At 51.4% G+C, this 14,632-nt stretch carries 19 protein-coding genes; 15 read left to right on the top strand and 4 right to left on the bottom strand.

Translation table 11 applies throughout. The annotated features are described in order from the left end of the window. The first annotated feature begins 52 nt into the window (after positions 1-52). From VMF88_07815 to VMF88_07880, 14 genes are all read left to right on the top strand, one after another. On the top strand, positions 53-760 hold the full coding sequence (locus VMF88_07815) for a molybdopterin-dependent oxidoreductase (GenBank protein HTY10964.1): 708 nt from the start codon (positions 53-55) through the stop codon (positions 758-760). Beyond that, complete coding sequence (locus tag VMF88_07820; protein HTY10965.1) at positions 761-988, top strand: hypothetical protein; 228 nt, start codon at positions 761-763, stop codon at positions 986-988. Between the two features lie 3 nt (positions 989-991). Beyond that, the gene (locus VMF88_07825; GenBank protein ID HTY10966.1) at positions 992-1,552 is read left to right on the top strand and encodes a cytochrome b/b6 domain-containing protein; all 561 of its coding nucleotides are present in this window, start codon (positions 992-994) and stop codon (positions 1,550-1,552) included. A gap of 136 nt (positions 1,553-1,688) precedes the next feature. After that, positions 1,689-2,219 carry a redoxin domain-containing protein gene (locus VMF88_07830; GenBank protein ID HTY10967.1) on the top strand — a complete coding sequence of 177 codons (531 nt, stop codon included), beginning with the start codon at positions 1,689-1,691 and terminating at the stop codon, positions 2,217-2,219. 211 nt (positions 2,220-2,430) lie between these two features. After that, entirely contained in the window at positions 2,431-3,243 is an 813-nt protein-coding gene (locus VMF88_07835) for a prolyl oligopeptidase family serine peptidase (GenBank protein ID HTY10968.1), read from the top strand. Between the two features lie 111 nt (positions 3,244-3,354). Next, entirely contained in the window at positions 3,355-3,621 is a 267-nt protein-coding gene (locus VMF88_07840) for a hypothetical protein (GenBank protein ID HTY10969.1), read from the top strand. Further along, complete coding sequence (locus tag VMF88_07845) at positions 3,581-4,228, top strand: hypothetical protein (protein HTY10970.1); 648 nt, start codon at positions 3,581-3,583, stop codon at positions 4,226-4,228. Before VMF88_07840 ends, VMF88_07845 begins: the two co-directional genes overlap by 41 nt. A gap of 194 nt (positions 4,229-4,422) precedes the next feature. Beyond that, a complete protein-coding gene (locus tag VMF88_07850) occupies positions 4,423-5,592 on the top strand; it encodes an adenylate kinase (GenBank protein ID HTY10971.1) in 1,170 nt (389 codons plus the stop codon). Between the two features lie 114 nt (positions 5,593-5,706). Beyond that, positions 5,707-6,138, top strand: a complete 432-nt coding sequence (locus VMF88_07855) for a hypothetical protein (protein HTY10972.1) — start codon at positions 5,707-5,709, stop codon at positions 6,136-6,138. 32 nt (positions 6,139-6,170) lie between these two features. Beyond that, complete coding sequence (locus VMF88_07860; protein HTY10973.1) at positions 6,171-6,878, top strand: aspartate/glutamate racemase family protein; 708 nt, start codon at positions 6,171-6,173, stop codon at positions 6,876-6,878. Positions 6,879-6,932: 54 nt separating this feature from the next. After that, on the top strand, positions 6,933-8,972 hold the full coding sequence (locus tag VMF88_07865) for a M13 family metallopeptidase (GenBank protein ID HTY10974.1): 2,040 nt from the start codon (positions 6,933-6,935) through the stop codon (positions 8,970-8,972). Positions 8,973-8,997: 25 nt separating this feature from the next. Continuing rightward, on the top strand, positions 8,998-9,447 hold the full coding sequence (locus tag VMF88_07870; protein HTY10975.1) for a DUF1569 domain-containing protein: 450 nt from the start codon (positions 8,998-9,000) through the stop codon (positions 9,445-9,447). Positions 9,448-9,529: 82 nt separating this feature from the next. Further along, entirely contained in the window at positions 9,530-10,075 is a 546-nt protein-coding gene (locus VMF88_07875) for a DUF1579 family protein (GenBank protein HTY10976.1), read from the top strand. A 49-nt stretch (positions 10,076-10,124) separates the two neighbouring features. Next, positions 10,125-10,742 (top strand): YdeI/OmpD-associated family protein, encoded by a 618-nt coding sequence (locus VMF88_07880; protein HTY10977.1) that lies wholly within the window; start codon positions 10,125-10,127, stop codon positions 10,740-10,742. A 10-nt stretch (positions 10,743-10,752) separates the two neighbouring features. On the opposite strand, the gene VMF88_07885 is transcribed toward VMF88_07880, so the two are convergent. Continuing rightward, positions 10,753-11,304: a GNAT family protein gene (locus tag VMF88_07885; GenBank protein HTY10978.1), complete on the bottom strand. Its 552-nt coding sequence runs from the start codon at positions 11,302-11,304 to the stop codon at positions 10,753-10,755. 123 nt (positions 11,305-11,427) lie between these two features. Between VMF88_07885 and dinB the strand changes: the two genes are divergently transcribed. Beyond that, positions 11,428-12,582 carry a DNA polymerase IV gene (gene dinB / locus VMF88_07890; protein ID HTY10979.1) on the top strand — a complete coding sequence of 385 codons (1,155 nt, stop codon included), beginning with the start codon at positions 11,428-11,430 and terminating at the stop codon, positions 12,580-12,582. A 49-nt stretch (positions 12,583-12,631) separates the two neighbouring features. On the opposite strand, the gene ruvA is transcribed toward dinB, so the two are convergent. From ruvA to VMF88_07905, 3 genes are read right to left on the bottom strand one after another with little or no spacing between them, the layout of a single operon-like run. After that, on the bottom strand, positions 12,632-13,234 hold the full coding sequence (ruvA, locus tag VMF88_07895; protein HTY10980.1) for a Holliday junction branch migration protein RuvA: 603 nt from the start codon (positions 13,232-13,234) through the stop codon (positions 12,632-12,634). 48 nt (positions 13,235-13,282) lie between these two features. After that, positions 13,283-13,846, bottom strand: a complete 564-nt coding sequence (gene ruvC, locus VMF88_07900) for a crossover junction endodeoxyribonuclease RuvC (protein HTY10981.1) — start codon at positions 13,844-13,846, stop codon at positions 13,283-13,285. 15 nt (positions 13,847-13,861) lie between these two features. Further along, entirely contained in the window at positions 13,862-14,611 is a 750-nt protein-coding gene (locus VMF88_07905) for a YebC/PmpR family DNA-binding transcriptional regulator (protein ID HTY10982.1), read from the bottom strand. Positions 14,612-14,632: the final 21 nt, after the last annotated feature.

Here is a 14,632-nt window from a genome sequence, read left to right on the forward strand (position 1 = left end):
TGTGCCGTGGAGGCACCGGCATCCTTTTTCAGTTGCATAACCTGACGGAATAATGAAGAGATTACCACTCAATAAGTTCTCGAGGCGCGATCTTCTGAAGTTTTCCCCCCTCCTTCTTCTCGCCGCCTGCGATGCTCCGGAAGGGAAGACGGAATCGTTTCTCCATTCGGTTCAGTCGTTCAACGATTGGGTCCAATCGAAGATCTTCAGTCCGACAAAACTCGCCCCTGAATTCACCGACGCCGAGATGACGCCGGAATCCGGTTTCCGTGTGAACGGTAAAGACGAAGAAGACCCTGATATCGACCTCGACGGCTGGACGCTGAGCGTCGAAGGACTGGTGAAAAATCCCGGCACCTTCACGCTTGAGCAAATTACGGCTCTCCCGAAACGGGTGATGAACACGAGGCATTGCTGTGTGGAGGGATGGAGCATGATTCCGAAATGGGGAGGGACGCCTCTTCGCGGTTTTCTCGAAATGGCTGGCGCTGACCCTCAGGCAAAGTATCTCTCCGTTCAATGCGGAGATGACTACTACACGGCGTACGACATGCCGAGCGCATTGCATCCCCAAACATTGTTGTGTTTTGAGGCATACGGCAAGCCGCTCACGCTTGAGCACGGTGCGCCGGTACGCATCGTCATGCCGACAAAGCTCGGGTACAAAAGCGCGAAATGGATCAGCAAGCTTATTGTCACAAACGAAAAACCGGGGGGGTATTGGGAAGACCAGGGTTATGATTGGTTTGCAGGGATATAAATGAGACGGAATCTATTATTTATTACTCTGGCGGGATCATTGTCGATCGCGATCGGCTGCTCCAGCCATCTTAAGCCGCACGAAGTTCTCGTCATTAAAAAAACGAACACATATCACCGCGAAGGATGTCCCCCCACGAAGATGGCTAAGACGGTGGTCATGACGGCCGCTGAAGCGAAAGCGGAAAATTACAAACCGTGTGCAGGATGCAAACCGGACAGCGAATAAGGTATGACAGAGAATAAAAAGGAATTCCACCATCCGCTGACTATTCGTTTGACGCACTGGATCAATTTCGTCGCTCTCGGCATAATGGTGATGAGCGGACTGCAGATATACAACGCGTCGCCGATCCTCGGTTTTGAGTTTCCCGAATTCCTGACCCTGGGAGGATGGCTTGCCGGGGCGCGGATGTGGCATTTCTTTGCGATGTGGATCCTCTTTGTGAACGGCCTCGTGTGGGTCGTCTATAATATTGTGACAAGGCATGGGAGACGGACCACGATCTTCAGAAAAGAGGATCTCCCCGGCGTCGTGCCGATGATTCAATACTATTTGCGGATCCGGAAAGAGCATCCTCCTGTCAAAAAGTACAATGCGCTTCAAAAGCTCGCCTATACTTCGGTCGCATTTCTTGGGATGGGATCTCTTGTCACTGGAATGTCGATCTACTGGCCGGTGCAATTTTCCCAATGTACATCGTTTTTCGGAGGTTATGACGCAGCCCGCGGCTGGCACTTTTTCTTCACGATGTCATTTGTTTTCTTCTTTTTTGGCATATCTTTATGGTAATCATTTCAGGATGGTCAAATTTTCTCTCTATCATCACAGGCTGGAAGAAAACGTTTGGCGCCGAGCATTGAGGAATGCCTGATGGCACCGATTCACCCTGTCAATTTTCTCCTCTCTCTCTGACCCGACCGTATCAATGAAAACCAAATTTTTATATCTTCTCCTTGCTGCGCCCCTGGTTGCTGCGGGAATGAAGTTTGTTTCAAAGGCTGACGAGAGCCCCTTGGTCGGGATGAAAGCGCCGGAACTTCAATCGGGGAGCTGGATCAATTCAACACCGTTGCGCCTGAGCGGTCTTCACGGCAAGGTCGTTGTGTTGGAATTCTGGACCTTTGGATGCGTTAATTGCCGAAACACTATTCCGCACGTGAGGGAATGGTTTAAGAAATTTAACGGCAACGGCGTTGCGATCATCGGCGTGCATACGCCCGAGTTCGATGCTGAAAAATCTTTGTCCGGTCTTGATCACGCGATCAAGGAATTAGGCATCGAATACGCCGTCGTCACCGACAACGACGATAGAACATGGGATGCGTACGGACAGGAATACTGGCCGACGGTATACGTGATCGACAAAAAGGGGATCGTTCGTTACATTCACGTCGGAGAAGGAAATTATGACGAGACCGAGCAAACAATTAAATCACTCCTTTCTGAACCGGGCTGACAACGATCTTCTCACGGGTATGCGTTCGAATCGCTTGATACGCTTTTCTTCGCTTCATCGTTTCATCCATCGTTCGAGAGCGCATTATGCCATCCTCTGCTTGATCCTTTGCTTCGCGAAGGAGGCAGATGCATTTCAATCGATTCGTACCGGTTCGTTCCATTCAGCCCGCATTACGATAGAGAATCTTAAGAGGACATTCCTTTTTCATGTGCCAAAGCTTTTGGCGGATTCCGCGAAACTCGTTTTTGTGCTTCACGGTTCGGGAATGGAAGCCAGGGGAATGCAGGTCTTGACCGGCGGAGAGTTCGACAGAATTGCCGACAGGCAGAAAGACATCATTGTCGTTTATCCGCAAGCGTACGGCCGTTACTGGAATGACTGCCGGAAATCCGCCACGTACGACGCAAGAAAGCTCCATATTGACGATATTGCCTTCTTCGAAGCCATGGTAAAGTATTTCAAAGATCATTATGCGGTCGACGACCAACAAGTGTTTGCAGCGGGTTATTCGAACGGTGCACAGATGTGCTTCAAGCTCGCGAAAGAGCGGCCGGGAATGTTTAAGGGCTTTGCGGCCGTTGCCGCTAATCTCCCGGCAGAAACGAACGATGATTGCGTCGAAAGTCATCAGCCGGTTTCAATGCTTCTTCTCAACGGCACTTCGGACCCGATCAACCCGTACAACGGCGGAATGGTCAAAGCGGGGGATGGCAAAGAGCGCGGTCCGGTGATGTCTACAGATCAAACATTGCATTACTGGCTTGTCGTCGACAAGGGCGATTCAACCGCGCCGAAGGAATTTGATTTCCCGGATATCAACACAAAGGATAAGTCGACCGCTGTCGAATATACGTACGATTGTGTCGAATCGGGAAAGAAAGTTGTTCTGGTGAAAGTTATCAACGGGGGGCATATTTTTATGAATACGGGCTTCCGTTTCTGGCCGAGAGTCTTAGGCAATGTGAATAAAGATATCAGCGCGCCGCAGGTCATCATGGAGTTTTTTGCCGGTATGAAGTAACAATGATAAAACAAGTGTTTCTCAAGGGACCGTAGAGCCTGGCAACATTCTAGAATAAAAATCATCGTTCGTGGACAGCAAGTATTTGAGATCCAACCAAAGGAAATTCGAATGGCTGAAAAAGTATCGATAGAACTGCGCTGCAACAAGAACAGCGGCGGATCATACACCGCTCATACGTACGTCAACGGCAAGAAGAACGAAAACGCTGAGTGTTCCGTAAATCGCGGAAATTGCGATTTGATTGTTCTCCTTCACGCCAGAGTCAAAAAATTGTATCCGAACTCAGAAATTCGCGTGAAAGGTCTGGATAAAATGTGCATGGACATGATCCTTCGTGCCGAGCGGAACCAGCCGCAGGAATCCAAAGCGAAGTAACGACCCAGAGTACGATACCACGGTCTCAACACCGAACATATCCTCGCCGCCGTCCCGGTCAACGTTCGTCACCGGCCTCTCGCTTGTCTCGGTTGTCATCGCGTTATTCTTGACCGCGACCGATCTAACGGGGCTGATCTCGTACATCAATCTTACCGACAGCGCCGAATACCGCACGGCGATGCGCTTGCTGCAGGCCTATCAACCGGACGCCTCCTCACTTTCGTTGAACGCAGGATGGATGCTGACGTCGAGCATTACTGGAATCGCCGTCAACCTCGCAACGATCGTCGCATCCTATGGCCTGTTCAGACGGCTGAAATGGGGAAGGATCTCATTTATCTCTGTCGTGGTGGTTCAAACGATATTCTACTTCGTTACAATGTTCAGCACCTATTCCATGGCGCGGTCATTTCTCAGCGGCACTGGAATTGACCAGGTAGCGGGAGGCTCCAGTATGATGGCCATGGGGGAAGCGGCCGGCATCATCGGCGGAGTACTGGTCATTACCTTTGCAATTGTCATCGTCCGGAAACTATCCTCGGCGGAGGTTCGACGCGAGTTCGAAGCGGGTTCGGCATCCCTGTCATCCGTCAAAACCTCATAATTCATTCTCATCATAAAACCACACACTTTGGACTCCGGAGCAGGTACGAAGCGTTAAACGCTCCGTACCATCACTTTCCCTGTTTACTTCTCCCCCCGAAAATCGTATCTTTAACAGTTTAGGATTTGCATCAATCCTGATCACATAACTCACGAACATGCTTCACACTATGATCATCATTCCAGACTACGTTTATGTTGAATATCGCATTATTCGGCCCCCCGGGGGCCGGTAAAGGAACCCAATCAGAATTCCTGATAAAAAAATACAACCTCTTTTATATCTCCACAGGAGACCTGTTACGGAAGGAAATTGCAAATCACACCAAATTGGGGATGGAAGCTCAGAGCATTATTGCCTCCGGCGGATTGGTGTCGGACGAGATCATCGTTCAAATTATCGAGAAGACGATCACCGACAACCCCGATTCAGGCGGTTTCTTGTTCGACGGATTTCCCCGAACGTACATCCAGGCGTATATCCTCGAAGGCCTGATGCTGAAATTGAACACCTCGTTGAATTGTCTTATCAGTTTAGTTGTACCTGAGGATGTCTCTGTCTCGCGTTTGTTGAACAGAGGAAAAACTTCCGGGCGTTCGGATGACAACGAAACGGTCATCCGGAACAGGCTCAAAGAATACCATGAGAAGACAATTCCCGTCCTCCAGTTCTACAAGGACAAGGGGATCTGTGTCGAGGTTGACGGCAGCCGTGCGATCGAAGAGGTAACACGATCTATCGACGAGATCATCCAGCGCGAACTCAGCAAGCGGCTTCTCAATATCGTGCTCTTCGGATACCCGGGTTCGGGGAGAGGATCGCACGGCAAGGCGATTGCAAAGGAATACGGGCTTGAGTACGTGGCGACCGGCGAAATGTTGCAGCAGGAGATCGAAAAAAAATCAGAGCTCGGAAGGAAGATCACGGAGCTCTACGAAAACGGCCAATTGGTCGAAGACGAGATCGTCGTTCAATTGATCGAAAAGAAGCTCGCAAACCATGCGGGCGTTAAAGGGTTTATCTTCAAAGGATTTCCGCGGACGTTGGTTCAGTCGTATATCCTCGACGGACTCTTGAAGAAACATGATTCGTCGATCGCGAAAATCATCGAAATAGAAGTGCCGATGCTCGAGCTGATCAACCGGCTGGATGCGCGGAGCAAAACGGACCGCTGCATGCCGTATGATACCAGCACAGCCAAGATTGTCAAGCGCCTGGGAGAGCATGAGAAGAAAACTGTTCCCGTCATCGCGAAGTACAACCAGCTTCACGGCGTCATAAAGATAGACGGAATGGGAACGTTTGAGGAGGTCTATAAGAGAATTTCGGTCGAAGTCGAAAGCGGTTTCAAGAGCATGAGATAGGGCCGTTTGGTAGCAGCATGTCGCATGGACAACCGTTGCTTCATCGGTCAAGATATCATACATTCCAAAGATGTTTGGTCTGCCGTTCTCAATTCTTACACAGGAGGAATAACCATGGCCGATGCTCCAGCACCATCCAGTAAATTGCAGTGGAAATGGGTCGGAATCACGTTTGCGATTGAAGTCGTGTTTTATTTGCTGCCGATCCTCTATGTCTCGGGCGTGTTCGGCAACAGCGTCATCAACATGAAAGCGGAAATGTTCATCGGTGCGTGGTCGTTCGGCGGCGCGATCTTGCTTCCCGCGATTGCCGCTTTCCTTTCTGAGGGAATCACCATCTGGGAACCCGCTATCGCGGGCGTCATGCTGGTCGCGCTCTGGTACGTTGCCTTTCGTCTTTTCTTTGCCCGCTACATCGCGCCGGGGATCTCGGAGGACGTTCCGTATCTTGCGCTTATCATGGTTCTGATCTTTCTTCTTTCCCTCTTGGGCGCGTGGTACGGAGAGCGGGTCCAGAAAGTGTGGGAAAACAAAAACCCCGAATAGAACTTCGGCAGTGTCAATAAAGAGTATGTCACGTGAAAACCATCGGACTTATCGGGGGAACAAGCTGGATCTCCACGGTTGAATATTATAGAATCATCAATCAACTGACCAACGAACGGCTCGGCGGCCTCAATTCAGCAAAAATTCTCCTCTACTCGATCAACTTTGAAGATTTCAAGCCCCCGTCTGACCCCAACGGATGGGGACCCGTTGTCGAGACGCTGACCGGCATTGCAAGAAGGCTCGAGCATGCCGGAGCGGATTGTCTGCTCCTGTGTGCCAACACGCCGCATATGGCCGCCGCCGGCGTTCAGAAAAATATTCGCATCCCGTTGATCCACATTGCCGAAGTCACCTCTCAAGAGATAGCGAAACAAAAGTTGTCTACAGTGGGGCTCCTCGGAACAAAGTACACGATGGAGCTTCCGTTCTTCAAGACAAAACTGCTCGAGCACAATATCTGCCCCCTTGTCCCTGGTGACAAAGAACGAATTGATATCAATGCTTCAATTTACGGCGAATTGGGAAAAGGGGTTTTCAAGCCGGAAACAAAAGAGAAGTACCTCCGTATCATCGAGGACTTGAAGAAGAAAGGCGCTCAAGGAGTGATCCTCGCTTGTACCGAGATTCCCCTGCTCCTTAAGCAGAGCGATTGTGACATTCCTGTTTTTGACACCACTGCCATCCACGCCCGATCCGCGGTTGATTTTGCTCTTAGCGATGAGCAGATGAAAAATTAAGATCTCAAAGGCGTCCGAGTCATCACCGATCATTCACTACAAAATAGCATAACCATGAAACCAATTATCGTTGCTGCTTTTCTCGCACTTGGAGCTTCCGTTCTTTCCGCTCAGTCCGGACCGCAAATGAAGGAGTCCGATGCGCTCGCATCGCATATCGACTCGACTGTCCGGGCGCAAGATGACTTCTTCCTGTTTGCCAACGGAAAATGGTTCAAAGAGAATCCCATTCCGCCAAGTGAACCGTTCAACGGCCTGTGGCAGATGATCCAGGATACGATCAACGCCCAGATCCGCAACGTCTGCGAATCCTCTGCGGCGCTGAACAATGCCGAAAAAGGGAGCAACAGGCAAAAGATCGGTGACTTTTTTTTCACGGGAATGGACAGCACGACCCTGAACAAAAAGGGGCTTGCAGATCTGAAAAGCGATTTTGACATGATCGACGGCATAAAAAGTTTGGATGGAATCGCAAAAGCCGTCGAGTATATCCATGCCGTTGCCGGCTCGCCCGCCTTCGGGTTCGGTGTCGGCCAGGATGACAGGATCAGCAGCAAGAATGCGGTCTTTATCTGGCAGGGAGGATTAAGCCTGCCCGACCGGAATTTTTATTTTGACACCGATTCGCGTGCCTTGATGATCAGGCAGAAGTTCCTTGCCCATCTGTACAACGTGTTCAGGATCATCGGCGACGACAGCGCTGCAGCAAGCCGCGCCGCCGTCCGCGTGATGGAACTGGAAACGGCAATTGCCAAAGCCTCCCGCAAAAGAGAGGATACCCGCGATCCTCTGAAGAACTATCATAAGATATCCTATACGCAGCTGAAAGAATCTACTCCGAATTTTGATTGGACGATCTTTATGAACGCGGCGGGGTTGAAGAATGTCGATACGGTCATTGTCGGCCAGCCGGAATTTTTGACGGCGGTCGACGGCTACCTCAGGTCGTTCTCGCTTGACGACTGGAGGAACTATCTCAAGTACCATCTCGTCCGGGGGCTGTCGCGTTACCTCGACGACAGGACATACCTCGAAGCATTCAGTTTCTACTCGACGACATTGCGCGGTATTGAGGAACCGAAGCCCCGGTGGAAACGCGTCGTGGAAGAAACCGACGGTTCGCTTGGCGAGCTGATCGGCCAGGTCTATGCTGCGGAGTATTTGCCGAAAGGGACAAAAGAGAAGCTGCTCGAAATCGGAAACGCCATCAAAGCGGTCTACGCAGAGCGGATCAAGCAGCTGGATTGGATGAGCGCCGCGACGAAGGAAAAGGCGCTGAAAAAGCTCAACGCGATCATTATGAAGGTCGGATATCCGGACAAATGGAAGGATCTGAGCACACTGCAGATCGACCGCTCGTCATTCGTCCGCAACGCGATGAACGCCAACCGATGGGAGTTCGAGTACATGATCGCGAAATTCGGGAAGCCGGTCGACCGGACAGAATGGGACATGGAGCCGCAGACCTACAACGCGTACTATAATTCATCCAACAATGAGATCGTTGTACCCGGCTGCAATATTATCGTGTCGGGGTATGAACACGTCCTGGCCGATGATGCGATTCTCTATTCCGTGATCGGTGGCTCCACATTCGGCCATGAGATCACGCACGGGTTCGACGATCAGGGGAGCAAGTATGATGAATTCGGCAACCTGAACAACTGGTGGACATCCGACGACAGCGCAAAGTTCTATGCAAAGACAAGGATGATCGTCAGGCAATTCGACGATTACGTCGCCGTCGATAGTTTGCATATCAACGGCGAGTTGACACAGGGAGAAAATATCGCCGACCTCGGCGGCATTATGATGGGCTACGAGGCATTCAAAAAAACTTCTCAATACAAAGAGCATCAGATGATCGCCGGATTGACCCCTGACCAGCGGTTCTTCCTCGGCTATGCTCTCGCATGGGTGGTGAACGAACGCCCTGAAGCGGTCGCAAACCAGGTTCGCAGCAACGAGCATTCGCCCGCGAAATTCCGCGTCATCGGCCCGCTGACGAACATGCCGGAATTTTACGCGACGTTCGGGATCAAACCGGGCGATCCGATGTGGCGGTCGGACAGCGTGCGGGTGAAGATCTGGTGATCGCCGTCCAGCAGGATGACAAGGTATGAAAAGCCTTTTTAATTCGGCCGACAACAAAGAAATTATCGACCGCGTTGAGCATTTATCGCCGGTGTCTCAGGCCAAATGGGGGACGATGAATGTCTCTCAAATGCTGGCGCACGCGCAGCAGCCGTTGAAGGTCGCGTTCGGTGATATGCGACTGAGGCTTTCGGTGGCGGGGTTCTTCTTCGGGAAAATTGCAAAAAGAAAGTTAGCGAAGGATGAGCCGTGGGGAAAAGCTTTGCCGACCGACAAACACTTCGTCGTCGTGGAGCAGAAGGACTTCGATGAAGAAAAGAAGAATCTCCTTCGATCCGTCCGGCGGTTCGCCGAACAAGGGCCGAGCGGGATTGTCAACGATCTGCACCCGTTCTTCGGCAAGCTTACCACCGATGAATGGGACCGGCTGATGTGGAACCACCTTGACCACCATCTCAGACAATTCGGCGTGTAGATGCGGCGGTGCCGGTGGCTGGTTCCGTTGGGGTAAATATTTTTCAAACGATAGAGAGCAACTTGGCTCAATTGGAGGAACAATGAACAAAAATATTTTATCCTGCATAGCTCTGATTATTGTGTTAGCATTCCCGGCAGCAGCCCAGTTCGAGAGGCCCGCGTTTGGACCCGAACAGGCGAAGCTGGCGTTTATCGTCGGCTCGTTTACCACCGCGACTCATATTCCGGCGAGTCCCATGGCTCCGAACGGAGCGGATGGAACAGGGACGTTGAGCGTGAAGTGGGGCCTTGACTCGATGTTCGTTATTCTCGACGAACAAAGCAAAAATGACCTTCTTGGAAATTACAAAGGGCACGGCGTCTTGGGGTTCGACCGCCGCGACGGGAAATACACCCTTTCGATGTTCAACAACTTTGGCGACACACCGCAGTACCGAGGCAATTTCAGCGGAGATACCCTTGTCCTGATGACCAAGGTGGAATATCCCAATGGGTCGTTTGATCAAAAATTGGTTTGGTATAAAGATAACAACGCGGTCCGGTTGAAAATCTATAACGATATGGGAAGCGGATTCACGTTGTCGATAGAAGAAACTTCCACTCCGTCCGCCGATTCAAAAAAATGATCGCACGAGTGAGAGTTCGTGACGCAGGGTCCGAACTTTACGAGAGCCTATGGGAAAAAAAGACAAGAGAGTGGATCTTTACATCGCAAAATCTGCAGGTTTCGCCAGGCCGATTCTTGCGCATCTTCGGCAGCTCGTACACAGCACTTGCCCCGACGTCGAGGAGACCATCAAATGGGGATTTCCGCATTTTATGTACAAAGGGATGTTGTGCAGCATGGCATCGTTCAAGCGCCACTGCGCTTTTACACTTTGGAAAGCCTCCGTCATGGCTGATTCAAAAATGCATCTTTCAAAGGTCGGGAAGACCTCCATGGGACAATTCGGACAACTGACCTCGCTCAAGGATCTCCCTTCTGACAACATCATCATCGCATATGTGAAGGAAGGAATGAGGCTCAACGACGAGGGGGTGAGAGCCCCGGTCAAATCAAGAGATCTCGGGAAGAAATCGTTGAAGGTTCCGGAGGATTTCAGAAAGGCTCTTGCGGCAAATAAAAAAGCCCTTCAAACATTCGAGGGATTCAGCTACACGAACAAAAAAGAATATGTCGAATGGGTTGCCGGTGCGAAGACAGGCGAGACCAGAGCCAAACGCCTTGCAACGTCGATCGAATGGCTGTCGAAAGGGAAAGTACGCAACTGGAAATATTTGCGGAAATCATGAAGGCACTGAACTACCGGACGTTGTGCCATTCGTGAACCAGCATTCTGTACAACACCAGATCCACAAAATGATCGTAGAGCCATTCCCCGTCTTTGATGACCCCCTCTTTGACAAAGTGAAGCCGCTCCGGTATCGCGCAGCTCTTGGTATTCCCCGTCGCACATCTGATCTCAACGCGATGCAGCAATAGTTCATTGAAGGCGTAATTGACGAGGATGCGGGTTGCTTCCGTCATGATTCCTTTCCCCTGAAAATCTTCCCCCAGCCAGTACCCGATCATCACACATCTGTTTTGCCAATCGATCGGATGGTAGCCGATGATCCCAGCGGTTTCATTCTTATAGGTGATGACCGCTTGAAAACCTTTTTTGCTTGCATACTGCTCTTGCGCATGGCGAATGAATGCATAGGTGTCCTCGGCCGAAGTATTGCCGTCCAGCCAGGGGAGCCATTGACGAAGATGCGCGCGGTCCCGGTCGATCAACGCAAAGAGTCTATCTGCATCGGCCTCTTCGACGAGATGCAATTCGGAGGGGAAAATATTTGGGAATAGAATTCTCATGAGCTGTTGATGCGCCGACTCAAAAATAACCGTAAACCATTCCATTTGCAAGTTCTTCGCATGCGGTATGAAATATCCTCCTCATCTTGAATCGCACACGGGAATCCCGTATCTTGCCCTCCGATGGCGCATCAAAAAAGATATATTGCCCACCTTGACCTCGACTGTTTCTTCGTTTCAGTGGAACGCATAAAGGATCCGGGCCTTAACGGCAAACCGGTTGCGGTCGGGGGGAACGCGGAGGGGAGGGGAGTGGTTGCTTCCGCATCGTACGAAGCCCGAAAGTTCGGCGTCCGTTCTGCCATGCCGACCCGGCGCGCTCTTCAACTATGCCCACAACTCCTGGTCGTCGGGGGACATCACAAAGAGTACAGCGAATATTCTGACAAGCTCTACCGGCGGATGCTGGATTTTACCCCCATTGTGGAGAGGGCCTCGATCGACGAGATGTATTTGGATTTTACCGGATGCGAAGGCTTGTACAGGAACGATCTCCCCGGTGTGATGAAGACAATGCAGCAATCAGTGTGGAAGGAATTTTCTCTTCCGTGTACCATTGCGTTGGCTTCAAATAAATATATCGCAAAGATCGGGGCCGGTACGGTAAAACCGGCGGGGGTTTGTTACATTCCTCACGGTGAAGAAAAAGCATTTCTTGCCCCTCTCCCGATTGAAGTCATCCCGGGAATCGGCCCGAAGACTGCTCCGTTGCTGCGAGAAAAAGGGTTTCACATTGTCGCTGATCTGCAGAATGTTTCGCGTGACCGCATGGATCGGTTGTTAGGGGAAATTGGAACTCATCTTTTTGAGATCGCCAACGGTAAAGGGCCGGATACGCTTGCGGTCGATTGGGACAGAAAGAGCATCAGCAGGGAAGAAACATTCGCGCACGATATCGGGGATGTCGGTCAGCTTACAAAAATTCTTCATTCGTTGTCGGAAGACGTCTGTTCAACACTGCGCTCCTGTCAATGGAAAGCGCGCACGGTCTCGGTAAAAATCCGTTATTCCGATTTTACGACGCTCACACGCGCCGTGACAATGGAACCCACCGACGACGATACCATTGTCCACAAATCCGTCACCGAATTGCTGAACGGAGCGTATTCGAAGCGAAGGCCGTTGAGGCTGTTAGGGGTCAAGCTCTCAAATTTTGTCGGGAAAGTCGAGGAAGACCTTACGCTTTTTCCCGCGGACGGCAAACGGTCACAGATGTTTACTGCCGTCGATAGACTGCGTAAAAAATTTGGGGATGACGTGATTCATGTGGGAGGCTGACGAAGGACCTGCGGGAGTTCTTTGTCGATAGGGGCAGGGGAGAGCTCAGTCACTTGCCGGCAGATTTCAATGCGTGCTTCAGCAGTTCCTGAATCGTCGGCGTCTTTCCGTTTAATCCCTGGAGTGCCGCCCGTATGGCCTTCTCTGCTGAACCGCGGTTGTATCCGAGAGAAATGAGCGCCATTAATGCCTCGGCGCGGATTTCATGCCCCGCATCCGGCGAACCCGCCGTGTGCGGGATGGCATCCCCCTTGGCGATCTTGTCTCGCAATTCAACGATCAACCGTTCCGCAGTTTTCCTTCCCACTCCGGGAATTGCAGTGAGTGCTGAAACATTTCCCTGTCCAATCAGAATCTGCAATTCCCCCGGCTGGATCCCGGACAAGATCCCCTGAGCAATTTTTGGTCCGATTCCCGAGACTGAAATCAGAAGTCGGAACATTTCCCTTTCGAGTTCAGTGGCAAAGCCGAAGAGCTGCAGCGCATCCTCACGTACGTGCGTGTGCGTTAGGATCGTCACCGCGGCGCCGGCCTCTCCAAGCTTTTCGAACGTGGACAAAGGAATGCTGACGGCGTAGCCGACGCCGTTGACGTCAACGACAATTTCAGTCGGGGACTTGTGAGAGAGGATTCCTTTGAGATGGCTGAACATGGAAAAACGATTAAGAATTATGAATTCATCGATGAAAAGGGAAATGGACTAATTTCTCCTTTTTCCCTTTTCCTTCTTCATTATCACTCTCTCGGGGTGTGTTTCGACGAACGATTTCCAGCTTTTGAAGCTTGCCCGGGGCCGCGTGATCCGGTGAGAATGGCAGACGGCCACTGCCAGCGCATCAGTCGCGTCGAAGAACTTCGGCGTCGTTCTTAATTTGAAGAGATTTTTCATCATGAACTGGACCTGCTCTTTGGACGCGGCGCCGTTGCCGACGACGGACAATTTTATTTCACGAGGGGAGTATTCGGAAACGGGGACCTCAAAGTTGACCCCGGCCAGCATTGAAACGCCCCTCGCCTGTCCGATTTTTAGCGCCGATTGTGCATTCTTGCTGTAGAATGCCGTCTCGATCGCAAATTCATCCGGATGAAACTTCTCGATGACGCGGCATAGCTCGGAATAGATCCTTCGCAGGCGGAGCGGCATTGAATCGACCGACGGTATCCGGATCACGCCGACATCAAGCACTGTCAGCGAGGCGCCATTTTTTCTGATGACGCCATAGCCTGTAACGAGAGTGCCCGGGTCGACTCCGATGATGATCATTGGACGTGCACAGCGTCAGTTGCCAAAGGTCGCCAAAATTTTCTCGTCGATGTCAAAATTAGCATAGACGTGCTGGGTATCGTCGTGTTCTTCGAGGGCTTCCATCAGCTTGAGAACTTTTTCTGCCTCCGGTCCTTCAACCTTCACGGTATTTTCGGGCACCTTATGGATCTCCGCTTCTTCGATGGCAATGTGCTTGTCTTCAATCGCCTTTTTTACCGCTTCGAACGTTTCGGGAGATGTCGTTATTTCGAACGAATCGCCGTCGATCCGGAGATCGTCCGCCCCCGCGTCCAGCACGATGGAGAGCATGTCATCCTCTGACATTCCCCCCTTCGGCGCACGGATCGTCCCTTTGTTGTGGAACATCCAGGCGACGGAGCCGCTCGCGCCTAATTTTCCGTTGTTTCGTTCGAGCAGATGCCGGATTTCGGAGACCGTCCTGTTCTTGTTATCGGTGACCGACTCGATGATGAGCGCGACGCCTCCCGGTCCGTAGCCTTCATACGTTACGTCTTCGTACGAAACCCCGGGAAGTTCGCCCGTTCCTTTCATGATGGCTCGCTTGATGTTGTCTGCGGGCATATTGCTGGACTTGGCTTTATCGATCGCCAAACGGAGGCGCGGGTTGCCGGCCGGATCGCCTCCCCCGGATTTTGCAGCGATCGTAATTTCTTTGATGATTTGCGTGAAAATTTTTCCGCGCCGTGAGTCGGTGACCGCTTTCTTCCTTTTGATTGTCGCCCATTTCGAATGACCGGACATAGTCTGTCTCCTTGCGTTTCC

This window comes from Bacteroidota bacterium (assembly GCA_035506275.1).
Classification (GTDB): Bacteria; Bacteroidota; Ignavibacteria; order UBA10030; family UBA8401; genus JAGVPT01.

What these genes read in the sequence shown, in the direction of transcription:
- VMF88_07815 (HTY10964.1), top strand. Translation starts at nt 53, where the DNA reads ATGAAGAGATTACCACTCAATAAGTTCTCGAGGCGCGATCTTCTGAAG.
- VMF88_07820 (HTY10965.1), top strand. Translation starts at nt 761, where the DNA reads ATGAGACGGAATCTATTATTTATTACTCTGGCGGGATCATTGTCGATC.
- VMF88_07825 (HTY10966.1), top strand. Translation starts at nt 992, where the DNA reads ATGACAGAGAATAAAAAGGAATTCCACCATCCGCTGACTATTCGTTTG.
- VMF88_07830 (HTY10967.1), top strand. Translation starts at nt 1,689, where the DNA reads ATGAAAACCAAATTTTTATATCTTCTCCTTGCTGCGCCCCTGGTTGCT.
- VMF88_07840 (HTY10969.1), top strand. Translation starts at nt 3,355, where the DNA reads ATGGCTGAAAAAGTATCGATAGAACTGCGCTGCAACAAGAACAGCGGC.
- VMF88_07850 (HTY10971.1), top strand. Translation starts at nt 4,423, where the DNA reads ATGTTGAATATCGCATTATTCGGCCCCCCGGGGGCCGGTAAAGGAACC.
- VMF88_07855 (HTY10972.1), top strand. Translation starts at nt 5,707, where the DNA reads ATGGCCGATGCTCCAGCACCATCCAGTAAATTGCAGTGGAAATGGGTC.
- VMF88_07865 (HTY10974.1), top strand. Translation starts at nt 6,933, where the DNA reads ATGAAACCAATTATCGTTGCTGCTTTTCTCGCACTTGGAGCTTCCGTT.
- VMF88_07870 (HTY10975.1), top strand. Translation starts at nt 8,998, where the DNA reads ATGAAAAGCCTTTTTAATTCGGCCGACAACAAAGAAATTATCGACCGC.
- VMF88_07875 (HTY10976.1), top strand. Translation starts at nt 9,530, where the DNA reads ATGAACAAAAATATTTTATCCTGCATAGCTCTGATTATTGTGTTAGCA.
- VMF88_07880 (HTY10977.1), top strand. Translation starts at nt 10,125, where the DNA reads ATGGGAAAAAAAGACAAGAGAGTGGATCTTTACATCGCAAAATCTGCA.
- VMF88_07885 (HTY10978.1), bottom strand. Translation starts at nt 11,304, where the DNA reads ATGAGAATTCTATTCCCAAATATTTTCCCCTCCGAATTGCATCTCGTC.
- dinB (HTY10979.1), top strand. Translation starts at nt 11,428, where the DNA reads ATGGCGCATCAAAAAAGATATATTGCCCACCTTGACCTCGACTGTTTC.
- ruvA (HTY10980.1), bottom strand. Translation starts at nt 13,234, where the DNA reads ATGTTCAGCCATCTCAAAGGAATCCTCTCTCACAAGTCCCCGACTGAA.
- ruvC (HTY10981.1), bottom strand. Translation starts at nt 13,846, where the DNA reads ATGATCATCATCGGAGTCGACCCGGGCACTCTCGTTACAGGCTATGGC.
- VMF88_07905 (HTY10982.1), bottom strand. Translation starts at nt 14,611, where the DNA reads ATGTCCGGTCATTCGAAATGGGCGACAATCAAAAGGAAGAAAGCGGTC.